The sequence below is a fragment of the Vibrio sp. T9 genome (genome assembly GCF_003123985.1).
GTDB lineage: Bacteria > Pseudomonadota > Gammaproteobacteria > Enterobacterales > Vibrionaceae > Vibrio > Vibrio diabolicus.
Window position 1 is genome coordinate 1 of sequence record NZ_NIGY01000015.1, and the last position, 18,213, is coordinate 18,213.

The following is an 18,213-nucleotide window of genomic DNA, read 5'->3' on the forward strand; positions in this document are numbered from 1 at the left end:
CCCGAAGGTTCAGATAACTCGTTTCCGCTCGACTTGCATGTGTTAGGCCTGCCGCCAGCGTTCAATCTGAGCCATGATCAAACTCTTCAATTTAAGATTTTGTTCGGCTCAATGAATACTGAACATTACATAAAGTAATGTTTGAATTGACTGTGCTGAATCCGAAGATTCAATGGTCACTTCGTATCATTGAAACCTAATTTGATACCGAAGTATCTAATTGGATTATCATCAACGAGTGCCCACACAGATTGATAGGTCTATATTGTTAAAGAGCTTTCCTGTTGAGCTTTGCTCAAAACAGGACGGCCATTTTAGCGAGTTAAAGTTTAGTGTCAATCACTTTTTTCAAACTTTCTTCAAACTTTCTTCAAGCGTTTCCGCTTGGCTAATTTGGCTTGCTAACTTGGCTTTCGTTTCTTTCGAAGCGTTGCCGTGTCAGCGAGGTGGCATTATAGAGATTGCGATCACATTGGCAAGCCCTTTTTCTCGTTTTTTTTGATTTTTTTATCGTTCGGATAAATTTGCATCAAAAGCAGTCAAAAGAGCACGTTATTTCTACAGTTCTCTGAATTTATCTGCGAAAAGAGCCACTTTTTCCCAATTGGTGTATTCCACTTCTTTGGTCGTATCGGTTTCGCCACCTGTCATCGACATAATGAACCTAATCATAGTTCTGTCGAACCAGCTGTAACGTGGGTAATAAAGTGCACCAGCAAAAACACCGATTAACGTTGGTTTCCAAGGCGACTTAATTAGGAACTTGCGAATGTAGGCACTACCTTCAGGTGTATCCTTTCCTTGGTCCTCTTTACGAGCGGTTAGGTTTACGCAGAAAAATGCCACTTTATTTTGCTCCAATTGATTGAGGTTTCGATCAATAAACTGGTATAGCTTTTTATTAAGATGGCCATAGCGAATAGAGGCGCCTATCAATACTCTGTCGTATTGGCTGAAATCAATCGTCTCGACATTATGTAAATCCATCAACTCACAATCGAAGTCTTGAAGTTGTTCATCTATATAGTGGAGAATTTTTTTAGTCTGCCCTTCACGGGAAGAGTATAGAAATAATGCTTTTGCCACGATTTCCCCTTAGCTACGCCAAAACGTCGGCGTAAGTAGAATAAGTAAGGTAAAGATTTCCAAACGACCAAACAGCATAGAAACTATTAATACCCATTTTGCTTTGTCGTTAACATCACCAAAGTGAAGCGCCACTTCTCCCAAGCCAGGACCGAGGTTGTTCAGAGTCGCAGCCACCGCCGAGAACGCACTAAGCTCATCCATTCCTGTTGCAATCAACCCCAACATACAAACCACAAATACCAATGCGTATGCGGAGAAGAAACCCCAAACCGCATCGACAACACGTTGCGGTAGGGCACTGCCACCTACTTTGATGGTGTAAACCGCGCGTGGATGGACTAAACGTTTTAGTTCACGCGCACCTTGTAAGGTAAGAAGCAGGATACGGATCACTTTCATACCGCCGCCTGTTGAACCAGCACAACCACCTATAAAGGAAGAGAACAATAACAGCACAGGTAAGAAGAGCGGCCAATCCGCAAAACCTGTTGTCGTAAAGCCCGCTGTTGTGGATATTGATACGGTTTGGAACAGAGCCTGATCGAAAGCATCGTATGTCGATGTGTAAGAGTGATGTTTCAGTAATAATAGAAAGCAAATGATAAATAGCAGCACTTGAATAAACAAGAAGGCACGAAACTCAGGATCTTTCCAGTAATACTTGGGATGTACGCCACCTGAAGCAAATGCAGCAAAGTGCAGCGTGTAGTTACATGCAGATATAAGCAGAAAAACCACCGTAATCAGGTTAATCGCGTAACTATCAAAGTATCCGATGCTGGCATCGTGGGTAGAGAAGCCACCAATGGCAATGGTGGAAAAGCTGTGACTGATGGCATCAAATGGCGTCATACCAGCTAACCAAAAAGCCGAAGCACAGGCGATAGTCAGGCTCAAATAGATGTACCAAAGCGCCTTAGCAGTTTCTGCTATGCGCGGCGTCACTTTAGTATCCTTGACTGGACCAGGGATCTCGGCGCGGTAAAGCTGCATACCACCGATGCCAAGTACTGGCAAAATCGCCACCGCTAATACGATGATCCCCATACCGCCGAACCACTGCAGTAACTGTCGATAGAATAGAATCGCTTTAGGTAACTCATCCAAACCAACAATAACGGTCGCCCCAGTCGTCGTGAGAGCAGAAAACGATTCAAAAAACGCATCTGTCACTGAGACGTTCGGGTTGTCAGCTATTAGAAAGGGGATCGAGCCTGCGCTGCCAAGTACTGTCCAGAACAGAACGACAATAAGAAAGCCATCTCGAGCTTTAAGCTCGTGCTTATACCTGCGGTTTGGGTACCAACAAACGGCCCCACAAAACAGCAGAACAAAAAATGTCGTGACAAAAGGCACACCTGCACCATCTCGATAGATCAGCGCAACGAGTGCTGGCGCAAGCATAGTGACACTAAAGAGTGCGAGCAGTAGCCCGACGATTCGAATAATTGAACGAAATTGCATGGATAAATTGACTAGCGAAGCTGTCCCTGTTGCTTCCTGTTTTTCATTATTGTCCGTCTAGCGGAGTGACAATTGCCTTTGCCCCGCTTTTATTGATGATTGCTTGGGTAAACGCGCTCACTTCTCGAAGCTCAATTTCCACCACTAATACCACCTGATCGCTGTATTCAGCCTCGACTTCTATCGCACCAAATTGCGGCATGATTGACTGTGCGATCGGCATAAACCCATAGTCTAACGTTAGTCTGAGCTTTGTGGTTATTTTTTTCTCAATAGTTTGAAGCAGCTTGAGCGCTTGTTGTACCCCACCCCCATACGCTTTAACCAAGCCGCCTGTACCTAACTTGATTCCACCAGAGTATCGCGTGACCACTGCCGTGATCTCCCCCACCCCAGATCCAGACAGCTGCGCCAGGATCGGTTTGCCTGCAGTTCCGGATGGCTCCCCATCATCACTAAAGCCCCATTTCATTGAATCTTCCGGGCGGCCAGCAACAAAGCCCCAACAGTTATGTCTGGCATCAGCGTGTTTAGCTTTGATTTGATCAACAAATGCTTTTGCTGCTTCGATACTTGGCGTGTGTGCCAAATAAGTAATGAAGACGCTCTTTTTAATTTCTTCTTCAAATTGAGCGGGCTCTGCTGGAATCAGATAAGGCTTGTCATTCATAGGATTATGGATTCAGGTCTATTTGCCTGAAGTCTATCACGAGTGTGATTTACCCGTCGCATAAGATCTGCCACAGCGCACAATGTTAAACACTTGTTTAAAAAATGTATTGAAATTAGACAATCCACGATCCAAACTAACTTTACTGGTCAAACCAGAACAAAAATAAAACGACTTCCTCGATACCTATTTGCCGAGGTACACGGCGTCGTTGAAATAGGTATACAGACAATCCACGATTGTATGTCATGGAGATAGACAATGATTTACCAAGCCGAAACCCTACAGGTAAAGGAAATACAAGATGGTATTGCAGAGCTAAGCTTCTGCTCTCCAAAATCCGTCAACAAACTCGACCTAGCGACATTGGAATCGCTAGATAAAGCTCTTGATGCGCTCATTGCCCATCAAGGCCTCAAGGGGTTGTTGCTCACTTCAGATAAAGACGCATTCATTGTAGGCGCAGACATTACCGAGTTTTTAGGTCTGTTTGCTAAAACGGATGCCGAGCTCGACCAATGGCTGCAATTTGCTAACAGCATCTTTAACAAATTAGAAGACTTACCCGTTCCGACCATCTCGGTGATCAAAGGCCACGCTCTTGGTGGCGGTTGTGAATGTGTGCTAGCAACAGACATGCGTATTGGTGACAAAACCACCAGCATCGGCCTACCAGAAACGAAACTGGGAATCATGCCGGGCTTTGGTGGTTGTGTACGCTTACCTCGCGTTATTGGCGCAGACAGCGCAATGGAAATCATCACCCAAGGTAAAGCATGCCGAGCTGATGAAGCATTGAAAATTGGCTTACTCGATGCTGTTGTAGAGACTGATGCTTTATACGAATCGGCACTACAAACTCTTAACTCTGCAATTAATGAGAAACTTGACTGGCAAGCACGCCGAGCACAGAAAACATCTCCTCTAACGCTGAGTAAGCTAGAATCGATGATGAGCTTCACCATGGCGAAAGGTCTAGTGGCACAGAAAGCTGGCCCTCACTACCCTGCCCCAATGACAGCCGTTATCACGATTGAAGAAGGTGCTCGCTTTGCACGTAATGAAGCGTTAGACATTGAACGTAAGCACTTCGTGAAATTAGCTAAATCGGAAGAAGCAAAATCACTGGTTGGCCTATTCCTTAACGATCAATACATCAAAGGCATTGCGAAAAAAGCAGCGAAGTCAGCAAGTAAAGACACGCAACGTGCAGCCGTATTAGGTGCAGGTATCATGGGTGGCGGCATTGCTTACCAATCAGCGCTAAAAGGTGTGCCTGTCTTAATGAAAGACATCGCACAAGCGTCGCTCGACCTAGGCATGACTGAAGCATCTAAGCTGCTGAATAAACGCTTATCTCGCGGTCGCATTGATGGCTTTAAGATGGCGGGTATTTTAGCGTCAATCACACCGAGCCTACATTACGCAGGTATTGAAAACTCTGATGTGATTGTTGAAGCTGTCGTTGAAAACCCGAAAGTAAAAGCAGCAGTTTTGAGTGAAGTTGAGTCCCATGTCGGTGACGACACCGTTATCACCTCAAACACCTCGACGATTCCTATCAACCTATTGGCCAAATCACTAAAACGCCCAGAAAACTTCTGTGGTATGCACTTCTTCAACCCAGTGCATCGTATGCCTCTTGTTGAGATCATCCGTGGTGAGCACACCTCTGATGAAACCATCAATCGTGTTGTGGCGTATGCTGCGAAAATGGGCAAATCACCAATTGTCGTTAATGACTGCCCGGGGTTCTTCGTTAACCGCGTATTGTTCCCATACTTTGGCGGCTTCAGCATGCTACTTCGTGATGGTGCTGACTTTACGAAAATCGACAAAGTCATGGAGCGTAAGTTTGGCTGGCCGATGGGACCGGCGTACTTGCTTGATGTAGTCGGCATTGATACCGCGCACCACGCACAAGCTGTGATGGCAGAGGGTTTCCCTGAGCGTATGGGTAAACAAGGTCGTGATGCGATTGATGCACTATTCGAAGCAGACAAATATGGTCAGAAAAATGGTAATGGCTTCTACAGCTACACCATAGATAAAAAAGGTAAGCCGAAGAAAACCTTCTCAGAAGCGATCTTACCAGTACTTGCTGACGTTTGTGCCGATAAGCATGACTTTGACGATGAGACCATCATTCAACGTATGATGATTCCAATGATCAACGAAGTGGTGCTGTGCCTTCAAGAAGGCATCATCGCTACTCCGCAGGAAGCAGACATGGCATTGGTTTATGGTCTTGGTTTCCCTCCATTCCGCGGTGGCGTATTCCGCTACCTAGACAGCGTGGGTATTGCTGAATACGTTGAAATGGCAAAACAACACGCCGAGCTAGGTGCGATGTACCAAGTACCGCAAATGCTGATTGATATGGCGGCGAAAGGTGAAAGCTTTTACGGTGCACAACAGCAAGGTTCTATCTAAGGAGGGATTCTAAAATGACTAATCAAACAAGAAATGTTGTCGTAGTCGATTGTCTACGTACTCCAATGGGTCGCTCTAAAGGTGGTGCTTTCCGTCATACACGAGCAGAAGATCTATCTGCGCGTCTAATGAAAGGCATTCTTGCACGTAACCCACAAGTGAACCCAAGCGAGATTGAAGACATCTACTGGGGTTGTGTACAGCAAACACTAGAGCAAGGCTTTAACGTTGCACGTAATGCCGCGCTACTCGCGGGCCTGCCGATTGAAATTGGCGCTGTGACGGTTAACCGTTTGTGTGGCTCATCCATGCAAGCGCTGCATGACGGTACACGTGCGATCATGACTGGCGATGCTGAAATCTGCCTAATTGGTGGCGTTGAGCACATGGGGCATGTGCCGATGAACCACGGGGTAGACTTTCACCCTGGTATGTCAAAGAACGTAGCAAAAGCTGCGGGCATGATGGGCTTAACGGCTGAAATGCTTGGTAAATTACATGGCATTAGCCGTGAGCAACAAGACGAGTTTGCCGCGCGCTCTCACGCTCGTGCGCACGCAGCAACCGTAGAGGGTCGCTTTAAAAACGAAATCCTACCAATTGAAGGCCATGCGGCTGACGGTACACTGTTTACTCTCGACTATGATGAAGTGATTCGCCCTGAAACATCCGTTGAAGGTCTATCTCAACTTCGCCCAGTGTTCGACCCTGCAAACGGTACAGTAACAGCCGGTACTTCATCGGCGCTGTCCGATGGTGCATCAGCGATGTTGATCATGAGTGAAGAGAAAGCCAATGAGCTTGGCTTGAAGATTCGTGCACGTATTAAAGGCATGGCCATTGCGGGCTGCGATCCTTCTATTATGGGTTACGGTCCTGTACCTGCGACGAAAAAAGCGCTCAAGCGTGCCGGTCTTTCAATTGAAGACATGGATGTGGTTGAGCTAAACGAAGCATTTGCAGCGCAGTCTCTGCCGTGTGCTAAAGACTTAGGCCTGCTTGATGTTATGGATGAGAAGGTCAACCTTAACGGTGGTGCGATAGCATTGGGTCATCCACTAGGCTGTTCTGGTTCACGCATCTCAACAACGTTGATCAACCTAATGGAAGCGAAAGATGCGAAATATGGTCTAGCCACTATGTGTATCGGTTTGGGTCAGGGTATAGCGACCGTATTTGAGAGGCCTTAACGCTTGGGGTGAAGTAGGCTCAAAACGACGATGGTCGTAGTGATCTACTCAACAACCAGCATGAAATGAATAAATACTAAAATAATTTAGTATTACACTTAAGGGCGACATCAGATGTCGCCCTTTGTTTTACGCCAAACACAGTAAATATGCATACGAAGCATACATGAAATGAGTAACTTTCATTTTATTCATAGATAGAGAAGACATAGACTTATAGACAGTTAATATCTTGCTGTATGTGGCAACTGAGTCACGCTAACGCAATTTCGGAGAACCTTATGTTTAATGCTCTAGTTCTAAACCAAGAAGACAAACGCACTATCGCTAGTATCGAGCAAATCGATGAAACACAACTGCCGGAAGGTGACGTTCTGGTTGAAGTCGATTACTCATCGTTGAATTACAAAGATGGTTTGGCGATCACAGGTAAAGGTAAAATCATCCGTAACTTCCCGATGGTACCTGGCATTGATCTAGCGGGTACGGTTGTAAGTTCTGAAGATTCGCGTTACCAAGCTGGTGACAAAGTGGTCTTAACTGGCTGGGGCGTGGGTGAAAACCATTGGGGTGGCATGGCTCAACGTGCTCGTCTAAAAGCGGATTGGCTAGTGCCACTACCAAAAGGTCTAGACAGCAAAAAAGCAATGATGGTTGGTACTGCTGGCTTCACTGGTATGCTATGTGTTCAAGCACTGCTTGATGCTGGCATCAAACCTGAAGCTGGTGAAATCCTAGTAACGGGCGCAAGTGGCGGCGTAGGCTCGGTTGCAGTAACGCTCCTAGCACAGCTTGGCTACAAAGTTGCTGCAGTGACAGGACGTGTAGAGACAAACGGCCCGCTACTTGAAAAACTAGGTGCTAGCCGCATCATCGACCGTACTGAATTTGAGGAACCAGCACGTCCACTTGAAAAGCAAGTATGGGCAGGTGCGGTAGATACCGTCGGCAGCAAAGTACTAGCAAAAGTACTAGCGCAAATGGATTACAACAGTGCAGTCGCCGCTTGTGGTCTTGCAGGTGGTTTTGATCTACCAACTACAGTGATGCCGTTCATCCTACGTAACGTTCGTCTACAAGGTGTGGACTCAGTAATGTGTCCAACAGAGAAACGCATCGCAGCATGGGAAAAACTGGTTGAACTACTACCAGACAGCTATTTCGAGCAAGCATGTACTGAAGTAGAACTAGCAGAAGCACCAAAATACGCAGAAGACATCACCAACGGTCAAGTAACAGGTCGTGTAGTTATCAAGCTATAAACACTGACTCAGCGTAAACAGACGAAGAGCCGGTATTACTGGCTCTTTTTGTTAGCAGTTTAGTCCCATATCTTTGATACGCTTAGCTATTAGACGGCTACATTCTTCACGCACAATCGTTCTTAACCATTCTTGAGCAGGAGAATGCTCGCAACGCGCATGCCAAATCATCGAGTATTCAAATGGAGTAAATTGGAATGGTAATGGTTTCACCACCAAGTCATAACGCTCGGCAACCAGATACGCCAAGTCCGCTGGCACTGTGATGATAATTGGCAAGGTATCCATGATCGCCAATGCGGCTTCTAAATGATAAGCCCGCAGAACCATTTTACGCTTAGGTTTCTCCATCAAAGCTTGTTCGATCAGTGCCTTAACACCATCACTGATGGCGATCATGGCATGTGGATGACTCAGATAATCATCCAAGCTCATTTCTTTATCCGCTAATGGATGCTGTTTTGAAAGCATACACAGCACCCCCACTCGCCCCAACACTTCACTGCGTAGCGGCTCCACCGGACCTGTCGGGCGACAAATCGCTAAGTCTGCACCTTCATAAGTGAGCTGATCTGATAAACGGTCGTGTTGCAGTGGTAAGAAGTTAAAAGACACGTTTGGCGCTTCTTGGTAAATTCTCGGCAAAGCGAACGGTAAGATCGTTTGCATGGCATAGTCTGTGGTCACGATGTTGAAAGTCTGTACGCATTGCAATGGGTCAAACTCAACCGGAGATAACAACTGACGTAAAGACTCTAATGGCTCGCCTAAAGAGCGATCAATTTCTAGCGCTTTTTGGGTTGGGATCAAGTGCTGACCTTGGCGCGTAAACAGCGGATCGCCAAGCAGATCGCGTAATCGCCCTAACACACGACTCATTGCCGATTGACTCAAATTCAGACGTGTTGCCGCCTTACTGACACTGTTTTCTTCTATCAGTACTCGCAACGCAACCAGTAAATTTAAATCTCGGCGATAGATGTCTTCCAGTTCCACGAATTAGCCACTTATTTTGTATGTGTTTGGGTAAATTGTACTCTTCAGACAAAAAAAATCCCGCCTTTCAGCGGGGAAGCCCAAGAAAAATGGGGATAGTGTCGGAATGAAGTGTCGGTAAAAATAGGTGAGCGTTATTAAAGTATTCTGATCGGAGCAAAAAGCGCTAATTTTCTTGCTCAGATGCACCTGACCATTTGCGCATCTCGATCCAAATCCCAATAATAGTGGCAATCATGCCTACAAGAGGCATCAAAGAGGTGTCAGCTGGCGTTCTGAGTACCAAAGCACAAAACGAGATAAAACACAGTACGGAGTAAATCGTAAGTCTGTCTAACGCTGTTAACATTGCCTCTCCCTTGCCAGTTGTTACCAAATTGTTAATTTAAGGTAAAACAAAAAATTCCGTTTGCCAAGTGGTTATTGAATATTTTTTCAACGAACGTAGAATTCACCGCTAAGTTAGTTACGAGAATCACACTATGAGCTTTAATCCTGAACTGGCAACAAAGACATTAGAGGCGGAAGGACTGCGCTGCCCAGAGCCAGTGATGATGGTCAGGAAGACAATTCGCAACATGCAAGATGGTGAGATTTTGCTGGTCAAAGCAGATGACCCATCCACGACTCGAGACATTCCGAGTTTCTGCCGTTTTATGGATCACCAATTAATTGCAGCACAAACGGAGCAAGTTCCGTATCAGTACCTGATCAAGAAAGGATTGGAATAATCTGGTCGAATTAAAAACGGCAGCCGATTGGCTGCCGTTTGTTTATTCATCGTATTCGAGTGTGCGAACTTCTGATTGGAGCTTGTTGAGTTGTTTTTTCATTGCCCGCATCTCTTCATGCATAGGAATGATGTGGGCTACGCGAATCCACGCCTCTACTGTTAATCCAGTAAGAACGAACGATCCTGCCACAATCGGCAACCACATATCAGTCAGTACCATCGCTAACAAGCACAGCGCCAAACCAAAGGTGAATAAATAACTCTGACTCTTTGGGGTCATCCCCATGTAACGTGTAAGCATAAACTTGCCCTCTCGCTATCATTCACACCATTAAACTACCATGACAAGTATGACACTAATATGTCATCCGTCACGCTACGGAGCGATTTTAAGTCAGAGTTTGAGCTACGCCACTAATTCGCTAGTTATTGATTATTTGCATCATTTTAACGATTGTTCGCGGATAACATTTTCCATTTTCAGGCTGCGTTATCCGCCTAAAAACATTAAAAGAAGGCCGCACCAATCGCCAACAACACGAACAAAATAGCGGTGACTTTACGAATCAACCCCAGGGGCATCTTGTCTGCTGAAAGCTTACCAATTAACACCACAGGCACATTAGCCAACAACATACCAATGGTCGTGCCAAGTATGACCCAACTCAGCGCATCCGCGTATTGCGCGCCTAGGATAGAAGTGGCGATCTGAGTTTTATCACCAATCTCAGCCACAAAGAAAGCAATAAAGCTGGCAATGAAAGGACCTCGGTTTGAAATCTGTTCGTCATCATCCAACTTATCAGGAATCAACACCCAAGCCGCCATCGCGACAAAACTGACCACCAGCACCCACTTTAAAATATCAGGTGATAAATAGTCAGCGACAACCACACCTAACCATGCAGCCAAAGCGTGGTTGGCAATGGTTGCCAAAAAGATTGCTGCAATAATTGGGATTGGTTTGCGGTAACGACTTGCGAGTAATAGAGATAGCAATTGGGTCTTATCGCCAATTTCTGCTAACGCTACAGTAGTAATTGAAATAGCTAAAACGCTCACGACATGCTCATTGGGGCAGGGATTATTATATTTAACCAAAGACAAACCTCACGCCCCTACCCCGGTTCGTGATGATTTGTCTAAGGTCTTGCTAAACTTGAAAGGCTTCAAGTCTCGAACGCCATGGTGATTTTGCACCAATTATGTTGACGGACGAACCAGATGAAACAGAAACTTCATCAGGTAAGCTACTCCCCAAAGACAGGCGCAATTCTAGCCACCTTTGTTGCGCTTCTCAAGAGCCAAAGCAGGCAAAAACTCCCTTTTAAGAAAAATACAGCAGATAACGCGGTAAAAATTCATTAAAGGAGAAAATCGCCCACGAATTAATCAAGATTAGCTCTACTCCCATGCTCAATATCTGGTTATACTAGATTGTTAATTTATTCAACCGTAATTACTCTTTATCGCCGTTGTTAGAGTTGAAAAACTCGGCATAGATGACGAATTAACGAGTAACAAGAGAATCGCGCGAACCTGACTTATGCAAAAATACGATATCAAAACCTTCCAGGGAATGATCCTCGCGCTGCAGGATTATTGGGCTCAAAATGGTTGTACCATTGTTCAACCGCTAGATATGGAAGTGGGTGCGGGTACCTCTCACCCAATGACCTGTCTACGAGCGCTTGGCCCAGAGCCAATGTCGACAGCTTACGTACAACCTTCACGTCGTCCTACTGATGGCCGTTACGGTGAAAACCCTAACCGTCTTCAGCACTACTACCAATTCCAAGTAGCGCTAAAACCATCGCCTGACAATATTCAAGAGTTGTACCTTGGCTCCCTTGAAGTTCTTGGTATTGACCCTCTTGTACACGACATCCGTTTCGTAGAAGACAACTGGGAAAACCCAACACTAGGCGCATGGGGTCTAGGCTGGGAAGTTTGGCTAAACGGCATGGAAGTGACTCAGTTTACTTACTTCCAACAAGTTGGCGGCCTTGAGTGTAAACCAGTCACTGGTGAGATCACTTACGGTATCGAACGTCTAGCAATGTACATCCAAGAAGTAGACTCTGTTTACGACCTAACTTGGAACATCGCGCCAGACGGCAGCAAGGTGACTTACGGTGATATCTTCCACCAAAACGAAGTAGAGCAATCGACTTACAACTTCGAGCACGCAGACGTTGAATTCCTATTTGGTTTCTTCGAGCAGTGTGAGAAAGAGTGTAAAGAGTTGCTTGAGCTTGAAAAGCCACTGCCATTACCTGCTTACGAGCGCATCCTAAAAGCAGGTCACGCATTCAACCTACTAGACGCGCGTAAAGCGATCTCAGTAACTGAGCGTCAGCGTTACATCCTGCGCATTCGCGATCTGACTAAGTCAGTAGCAGAAGCATACTACGCATCGCGTGAAGCTCTTGGCTTCCCAATGTGTAAGAAAGAACAAGCGTAAGGGGTAGAGAACATGGCAAAAGAATTTCTAATCGAGCTAGGTACAGAAGAGCTACCACCAACGCAACTTCGTACGCTAGCTGAAGCATTCGCAGCAAACTTCGAAGCAGAACTAAAAAGCGCTGAGCTTGCTCACGAAGGCGTGAAATGGTTTGCGGCTCCTCGTCGTCTTGCACTTAAAGTCGCGGCACTAGCAGAAAGCCAATCAGACAAAATCGTTGAAAAACGTGGCCCTGCGGTTTCTGCAGCGTTTGACGCGGAAGGCAACCCAACCAAAGCGGCTCAAGGCTGGGCACGCGGTTGTGGTATTTCTGTTGACCAAGCAGAGCGCATGGTTACAGATAAAGGTGAATGGCTACTGTTCAAACAAGAAGTGAAAGGTCAGCCAACGTCTGAGATCGTCGTTGAACTTGCAGCGAAAGCACTAGCAAACCTACCTATCGCAAAACCAATGCGCTGGGGTAACAAAACGACTCAATTTATCCGTCCAGTTAAGACGCTAACCATGCTGATGGGCAGCGACCTAATCGAAGGCGAGATCCTTGGTGTCGCTTCTGACCGCACTATCCGTGGTCACCGCTTCATGGGTGAGCAAGAGTTCACTATCGATTCTGCTGAGCAATACCCTGCAATCCTAGAAGAGCGCGGTAAAGTTATGGCTGATTACGAAGCACGTAAAGCCATCATCCTAGCTGACGCACAAAAAGCGGCAGCCGAAGTTGGCGGTATCGCTGATCTAGAAGATGACCTAGTAGAAGAAGTAACGTCTCTGGTTGAATGGCCTGTAGTACTAACAGCGAAGTTCGAAGAAGAGTTTCTAAAAGTGCCTTCTGAAGCGTTGGTTTACACCATGAAAGGTGACCAGAAGTACTTCCCTGTTTACGACGAAAACAAGAAGCTACTACCTAACTTCATCTTCGTATCGAACATCGAATCAAAAGAGCCTCGTTACGTAATCGAAGGTAACGAGAAAGTGGTTCGTCCTCGTCTTGCTGACGCAGAGTTCTTCTTCAACACAGACCGTAAGCGTCCGCTTATCGACCGTCTGCCTGAACTAGAGCAAGCGATCTTCCAAAAGCAACTGGGTACGATCAAAGACAAAACCGACCGCATCACAGAACTTGCTGGCTACATTGCGGAGCAAATTGGTGCTGACGTTGAGAAATCAAAGCGTGCTGGTCTACTAGCAAAATGTGACCTAATGACCTCAATGGTATTCGAATTTACGGATACTCAAGGTGTGATGGGTATGCACTACGCGCGCCACGACGGTGAAGCAGAAGAAGTTGCAGTCGCACTGAACGAGCAATACATGCCTCGTTTCGCAGGTGATGAACTGCCATCAAACGGCGTTTCAACAGCTGTAGCAATGGCAGACAAACTAGACACTATCGTCGGTATCTTCGGTATTGGTCAAGCACCTAAAGGTTCTGATCCATTCGCACTACGCCGCGCATCGCTAGGTGTACTGCGTATCATCGTTGAATACGGCTACAACCTAGATCTTGTTGACCTAGTTGCGAAAGCGAAGTCACTGTTCGGCGACCGCCTAACCAACGACAACGTTGAACAAGACGTTATCGAGTTCATGCTTGGTCGTTTCCGTGCTTGGTACCAAGACGAAGGCTTCAGCGTAGACATCATTCAAGCGGTACTAGCGCGTCGTCCAACTAAACCAGCAGACTTTGACCAACGTGTTAAAGCGGTTTCTCACTTCCGTGAACTAGAAGCAGCTGAGTCTCTAGCAGCAGCGAACAAGCGTGTAGGTAACATCCTAGCGAAATTCGACGGCGAACTAGCAGAAGAAATTGACCTAGCATTGCTACAAGAAGACGCAGAGAAAGCACTAGCAGAAAGCGTTGAAGTCATGACTGAAGCACTAGAGCCTGCATTTGCGACCGGTAACTACCAAGAAGCCCTAAGCAAGCTAGCAGATCTACGTGAGCCAGTAGATGCATTCTTCGATAACGTAATGGTAATGGCAGACGACGAAGCACTTAAGAAGAACCGTCTGACATTGCTGAACAACCTGCGTAACCTGTTCTTACAGGTCGCAGATATCTCTGTCCTTCAAAAGTAATTCATTACTCTTCGAAGTGATTAAGAGATAAGTAAAGGGAAGCAGATGCTTCCCTTTTTTGTTGCCTTCAAACCGATGAAGATGAAGCTTATTATTCATTTTGTGAACAAGACTAAAATTTGTAGGGTGAGACGCGTTTAACTTGTTGGTGTAGAGCTCGGATTGTAGAGGCACAGTTTTGCTATAACTGGACTGTTTATTCGGGGGAAGGACACAATGAAAAAAACAACTCTCGCACTCTCTATCGGTCTACTGAGCGCCTGCAGCCAGATTCCAGAAAATGCCATCGTATTAAGCGTTGGTGATGACACCGCAGTTTTTGAGGAAAACTCACAAGGCTTACTTGTCGCCGAGCAAAAACTCGAAAAAGGCAGCTACACCTTTACCATTGCCGACAGTAATCAAAGCTGTGGAAGTAGCTTTGCTTTGGCAGAAGAAAGCCGCATCAAATTCAATCGTCCATTAAAAATGGATAATTGCGCCACAGATGTCCAAATGCCGCTGCGCATCTTCAAAGCCAACACCTATCAATTTACGCTCAACCCAACCACTAACGAGCTAACTGTTAGGCTCAAACCCAAACAGAATCAAGATATTACCTACTCTTGCCCTGTCGCAACCGATACGCCAAAAACCATCAACGTTGCCCAAACCTTCAGTGATGGCACTGTCGTTCGTGATGCCTTAACCGGACAACAAGCTGCAGTCGCCAATGGCAGCGTAACCATGCAGCCGGGCCCAATGAGCCAAGGTCTGTTGTTACTAGAAGAGGTTGAGCAGCAAGCCGACAAACCGTTCAGTTGGGACAACGCGACGGTGTACTTCGTCATGACCGACCGCTTCTATAATGGCAACCCAGACAACGACAACAGCTACGGTCGCAGCAAAGACGGAAAATATGAGATTGGTACCTTCCACGGTGGTGACTTAGCGGGTCTAACGAAAAAACTCGATTACATCGAATCACTTGGTGTGAATGCTATCTGGATAACTTCACCACTGGAACAAATCCACGGCTGGGTTGGCGGCGGTGATAAAGGCGACTTCAAGCACTATGGCTACCACGGCTACTATCACCAAGATTGGACCAAACTTGATGCCAACATGGGTACCGAAGATGAACTCAGAACCTTCGTCGATACTGCCCATAAGAAAGGTATCCGCGTGATTTGGGATGTGGTCATGAACCACACAGGTTATGCGACATTAGCAGACATGCAGGAATTCGGCTTTGGTAAGCTTTACCTTGATGACCAAGAAGCCAAAGAAGTCCTTGGTGAAAAATGGACCGACTGGCAGCCAAAATCAGGACAAAGCTGGCACAGCTTCAACGATTACATCAAATACGGTGATAGCGAAGCGTGGGAAAAGTGGTGGGGCAAAGATTGGCTTCGCACCGACATTGGCGATTACGATGCGCCGGGATACAACGACATCACCATGTCTTTGAACTACTTACCGGATCTCAAAACCGAATCAACTCAGAAAACCGGACTACCAAACTTCTTCCGCAATAAAGACACCAATGCGCAAGATGAACTGCAAACCCCGCGTGAGCATCTGGTTACGTGGTTATCCGACTGGGTACGTGACTATGGCATTGATGGCTTCCGCGTCGACACCGCTAAACACGTTGAAATGGAAGCGTGGGCAGAGTTGAAAGCCAGCACCACTCAAGCGCTTGCCCAGTGGAAGCAAAACAATCCAGACAAAGCACTAGATGACCTGCCATTTTGGATGACAGGTGAAGTATGGGCACACAGCGTGGTGAAGAGCCCGTATTTCGATAACGGCTTCGATTCCATCATCAACTTCGAGTTCCAATCTGATGTGGCACCAAAAGCGCTGAAATGCTTCGCTCAACTCGATAGCGATTATCGCCGCTACGCAGAACGTATTAACTCCGATCCTGAGTTCAACGTGTTGAGCTACCTATCTTCACACGATACACAGCTGTTTTGGTCGGCACGCAGCCGCAGCTTCGATGACCAAGCACGTGCCGCAAATGCACTGATGTTGGCTCCGGGTGCAGTGCAAATCTACTACGGCGATGAGATTGCTCGTGACTTTGGCGTGACTGGCTCCGATCCTACTCAAGGTACTCGCTCTGATATGCCATGGGATAAGATTCATGGCGAACGTGAAGACTTGCTGCAACATTGGCAAAAACTCGGCGAGTTCCGTCAACGCCACCCAGCGGTTGCGCAAGGCAAACACATCACTCGCAATCAAGAAGGGTATTACGCGTTCGAGCGCCAATACCACGACGACAAAGTGCTGATCGTCTACACTGGCGAATAGCCGATTCACTCCACCAGCAAGGGAAGCATTTCGCTTCCCTTTTTTATTCACTGCTCATATCCCCATCATCTGGTCTGATGACAAACTTTTTTCTTCTTCGAGTAAATTCACACTTTGCGTCGTAATAACATTAGGGTAAGGTCAAGTATTACTCTATAAGCTGATGTTTCATCAGCATTCAATACACATAAGCAATCACAATGAATTAGGTATCAGTCAGCATGCAGTTCTCAAAGTTTGGTGAAAAATTTAATCAGTATTCAGGTATCACGCAGTTAATGGACGATTTGAATGATGGTCTGCGCACACCAGGTGCCATCATGCTCGGTGGAGGTAACCCAGCCGCCATTCCTGCCATGCTCGATTACTTTCACCAAGCCAGTGAGGAAATGCTCGCCAGTGGCGAACTCGTCGCCGCCCTAGCCAACTACGATGGGCCACAGGGTAAAGACGCGTTCGTGAAAGCGCTGGCTCAGTTATTCCGTGAAACTTACGGTTGGGACATTTCAGAGAAGAACATCAGCCTAACTAACGGCAGCCAAAGTGGCTTCTTCTACTTGTTCAACTTACTCGCAGGTAAACAGCCAGACGGTTCGCATAAGAAGGTGCTACTGCCTATCGCGCCTGAGTACATCGGCTATGGTGATGCTGGCATTGATGAAGATATTTTTGTCTCTTACCACCCAGAAATCGAGCTGTTAGATAACGGATTGTTTAAATACCACGTCGATTTTGAACAGCTCACCGTCGACGATTCTGTTGCGGCAATCTGCGCATCTCGCCCAACCAACCCAACAGGAAACGTACTAACTGACGAAGAAGTGCGTAAACTGGACAAATTGGCGCGCGAGAACAACATCCCACTGATCATCGACAATGCGTACGGCTTGCCATTCCCGAACATCATTTTTGAAGATGTCGAACCATTCTGGAATGAAAACACCATCTTGTGCATGAGCTTATCTAAACTTGGCTTGCCGGGTGTGCGATGTGGGATTGTAATTGCGAGTGAAGAAATCACTCAAGCGTTAACCAATATGAACGGCATCATCAGCTTAGCGCCAGGCAGTGTGGGTCCAGCGCTGGCAAACCACATCATCGCTAAAGGCGACCTGCTTAAACTGAGTTCAGAGGTGATTAAGCCGTTTTACAAGCAGAAATCGCAACGTGCGGTTGAACTGCTGCAAGAAGCGATTACCGATGAGCGCTTCCGTATTCACAAACCGGAAGGCGCTATCTTCTTGTGGTTATGGTTTGATGAACTGCCAATAACAACAATGGAACTGTACCAACGCTTGAAAGCGCTTGGTGTATTGATAGTCCCGGGTGAATACTTCTTTATTGGCCAGAAAGACGAATGGGACCACGCTCATCAGTGCTTACGCATGAACTACGTTCAAGACGATGAGATGATGCAGAAAGGGATTGCGATTATAGCGGAAGAAGTTGAAAAGGCTTACCAGCAAGGTCTGTAATACGAAGCAATCGCTTCGGCTACTCCAATTAAAAAGAGCGCCAACCGGCGCTCTTTC

Annotated in this window: 16 protein-coding genes and 1 rRNA gene; 9 read left to right on the top strand and 8 right to left on the bottom strand. The window is 46.5% G+C overall.

Annotated elements, in window-relative coordinates:
* The 4 genes from CBX98_RS22560 to CBX98_RS22580 form a co-directional block, all read right to left on the bottom strand.
* Window positions 1-93, bottom strand: a 16S ribosomal RNA gene (locus CBX98_RS22560); the annotation flags it as partial.
* 465 nt (window positions 94-558) lie between these two features.
* Complete coding sequence (hemG, locus tag CBX98_RS22570) at window positions 559-1,086, bottom strand: menaquinone-dependent protoporphyrinogen IX dehydrogenase (protein ID WP_109170319.1); 528 nt, start codon at window positions 1,084-1,086, stop codon at window positions 559-561.
* Between the two features lie 9 nt (window positions 1,087-1,095).
* Window positions 1,096-2,553 (bottom strand): TrkH family potassium uptake protein, encoded by a 1,458-nt coding sequence (locus tag CBX98_RS22575; RefSeq protein WP_005378893.1) that lies wholly within the window; start codon window positions 2,551-2,553, stop codon window positions 1,096-1,098.
* Between the two features lie 46 nt (window positions 2,554-2,599).
* Entirely contained in the window at window positions 2,600-3,223 is a 624-nt protein-coding gene (locus CBX98_RS22580) for a YigZ family protein (protein WP_005378891.1), read from the bottom strand.
* A gap of 261 nt (window positions 3,224-3,484) precedes the next feature.
* Here CBX98_RS22580 and fadB point away from each other — a divergent pair, with 261 nt between their 5' ends.
* The 3 genes from fadB (at window position 3,485) to CBX98_RS22595 (ending at window position 8,108) form a co-directional block, all read left to right on the top strand.
* Window positions 3,485-5,656: a fatty acid oxidation complex subunit alpha FadB gene (fadB, locus tag CBX98_RS22585; protein WP_005394137.1), complete on the top strand. Its 2,172-nt coding sequence runs from the start codon at window positions 3,485-3,487 to the stop codon at window positions 5,654-5,656.
* Window positions 5,657-5,670: 14 nt separating this feature from the next.
* Window positions 5,671-6,846: an acetyl-CoA C-acyltransferase FadA gene (fadA, locus tag CBX98_RS22590; protein ID WP_006743176.1), complete on the top strand. Its 1,176-nt coding sequence runs from the start codon at window positions 5,671-5,673 to the stop codon at window positions 6,844-6,846.
* A 281-nt stretch (window positions 6,847-7,127) separates the two neighbouring features.
* Window positions 7,128-8,108, top strand: coding sequence for an MDR family oxidoreductase (locus tag CBX98_RS22595; RefSeq protein ID WP_085344399.1), 981 nt, complete (start codon window positions 7,128-7,130; stop codon window positions 8,106-8,108).
* Between the two features lie 51 nt (window positions 8,109-8,159).
* Here the strand turns inward: CBX98_RS22595 and CBX98_RS22600 are convergent, their stop codons facing one another.
* Entirely contained in the window at window positions 8,160-9,104 is a 945-nt protein-coding gene (locus tag CBX98_RS22600; RefSeq protein WP_109170320.1) for a LysR family transcriptional regulator, read from the bottom strand.
* 166 nt (window positions 9,105-9,270) lie between these two features.
* A complete protein-coding gene (locus CBX98_RS22605) occupies window positions 9,271-9,453 on the bottom strand; it encodes a hypothetical protein (RefSeq protein ID WP_046874581.1) in 183 nt (60 codons plus the stop codon).
* A gap of 133 nt (window positions 9,454-9,586) precedes the next feature.
* On the opposite strand from CBX98_RS22605, the gene tusA reads away from it, so the two are divergent.
* On the top strand, window positions 9,587-9,835 hold the full coding sequence (gene tusA / locus CBX98_RS22610) for a sulfurtransferase TusA (RefSeq protein WP_005394130.1): 249 nt from the start codon (window positions 9,587-9,589) through the stop codon (window positions 9,833-9,835).
* A 42-nt stretch (window positions 9,836-9,877) separates the two neighbouring features.
* Here the strand turns inward: tusA and CBX98_RS22615 are convergent, their stop codons facing one another.
* On the bottom strand, window positions 9,878-10,138 hold the full coding sequence (locus CBX98_RS22615; protein WP_031780377.1) for a hypothetical protein: 261 nt from the start codon (window positions 10,136-10,138) through the stop codon (window positions 9,878-9,880).
* Between the two features lie 206 nt (window positions 10,139-10,344).
* Entirely contained in the window at window positions 10,345-10,899 is a 555-nt protein-coding gene (locus CBX98_RS22620) for a TMEM165/GDT1 family protein (RefSeq protein ID WP_012841256.1), read from the bottom strand.
* A gap of 162 nt (window positions 10,900-11,061) precedes the next feature.
* On the opposite strand from CBX98_RS22620, the gene CBX98_RS26310 reads away from it, so the two are divergent.
* From CBX98_RS26310 to CBX98_RS22640, 5 genes are all read left to right on the top strand, one after another.
* Window positions 11,062-11,205: a hypothetical protein gene (locus CBX98_RS26310; RefSeq protein ID WP_012841258.1), complete on the top strand. Its 144-nt coding sequence runs from the start codon at window positions 11,062-11,064 to the stop codon at window positions 11,203-11,205.
* A 178-nt stretch (window positions 11,206-11,383) separates the two neighbouring features.
* Window positions 11,384-12,301 (top strand): glycine--tRNA ligase subunit alpha, encoded by a 918-nt coding sequence (gene glyQ / locus CBX98_RS22625; protein ID WP_006743179.1) that lies wholly within the window; start codon window positions 11,384-11,386, stop codon window positions 12,299-12,301.
* 12 nt (window positions 12,302-12,313) lie between these two features.
* On the top strand, window positions 12,314-14,380 hold the full coding sequence (glyS, locus tag CBX98_RS22630) for a glycine--tRNA ligase subunit beta (protein ID WP_005394119.1): 2,067 nt from the start codon (window positions 12,314-12,316) through the stop codon (window positions 14,378-14,380).
* 216 nt (window positions 14,381-14,596) lie between these two features.
* Entirely contained in the window at window positions 14,597-16,681 is a 2,085-nt protein-coding gene (locus CBX98_RS22635) for an alpha-amylase (RefSeq protein ID WP_109170321.1), read from the top strand.
* Window positions 16,682-16,902: 221 nt separating this feature from the next.
* The gene (locus tag CBX98_RS22640) at window positions 16,903-18,156 is read left to right on the top strand and encodes a valine--pyruvate transaminase (protein WP_109170322.1); all 1,254 of its coding nucleotides are present in this window, start codon (window positions 16,903-16,905) and stop codon (window positions 18,154-18,156) included.
* Window positions 18,157-18,213 lie beyond the last annotated feature (57 nt).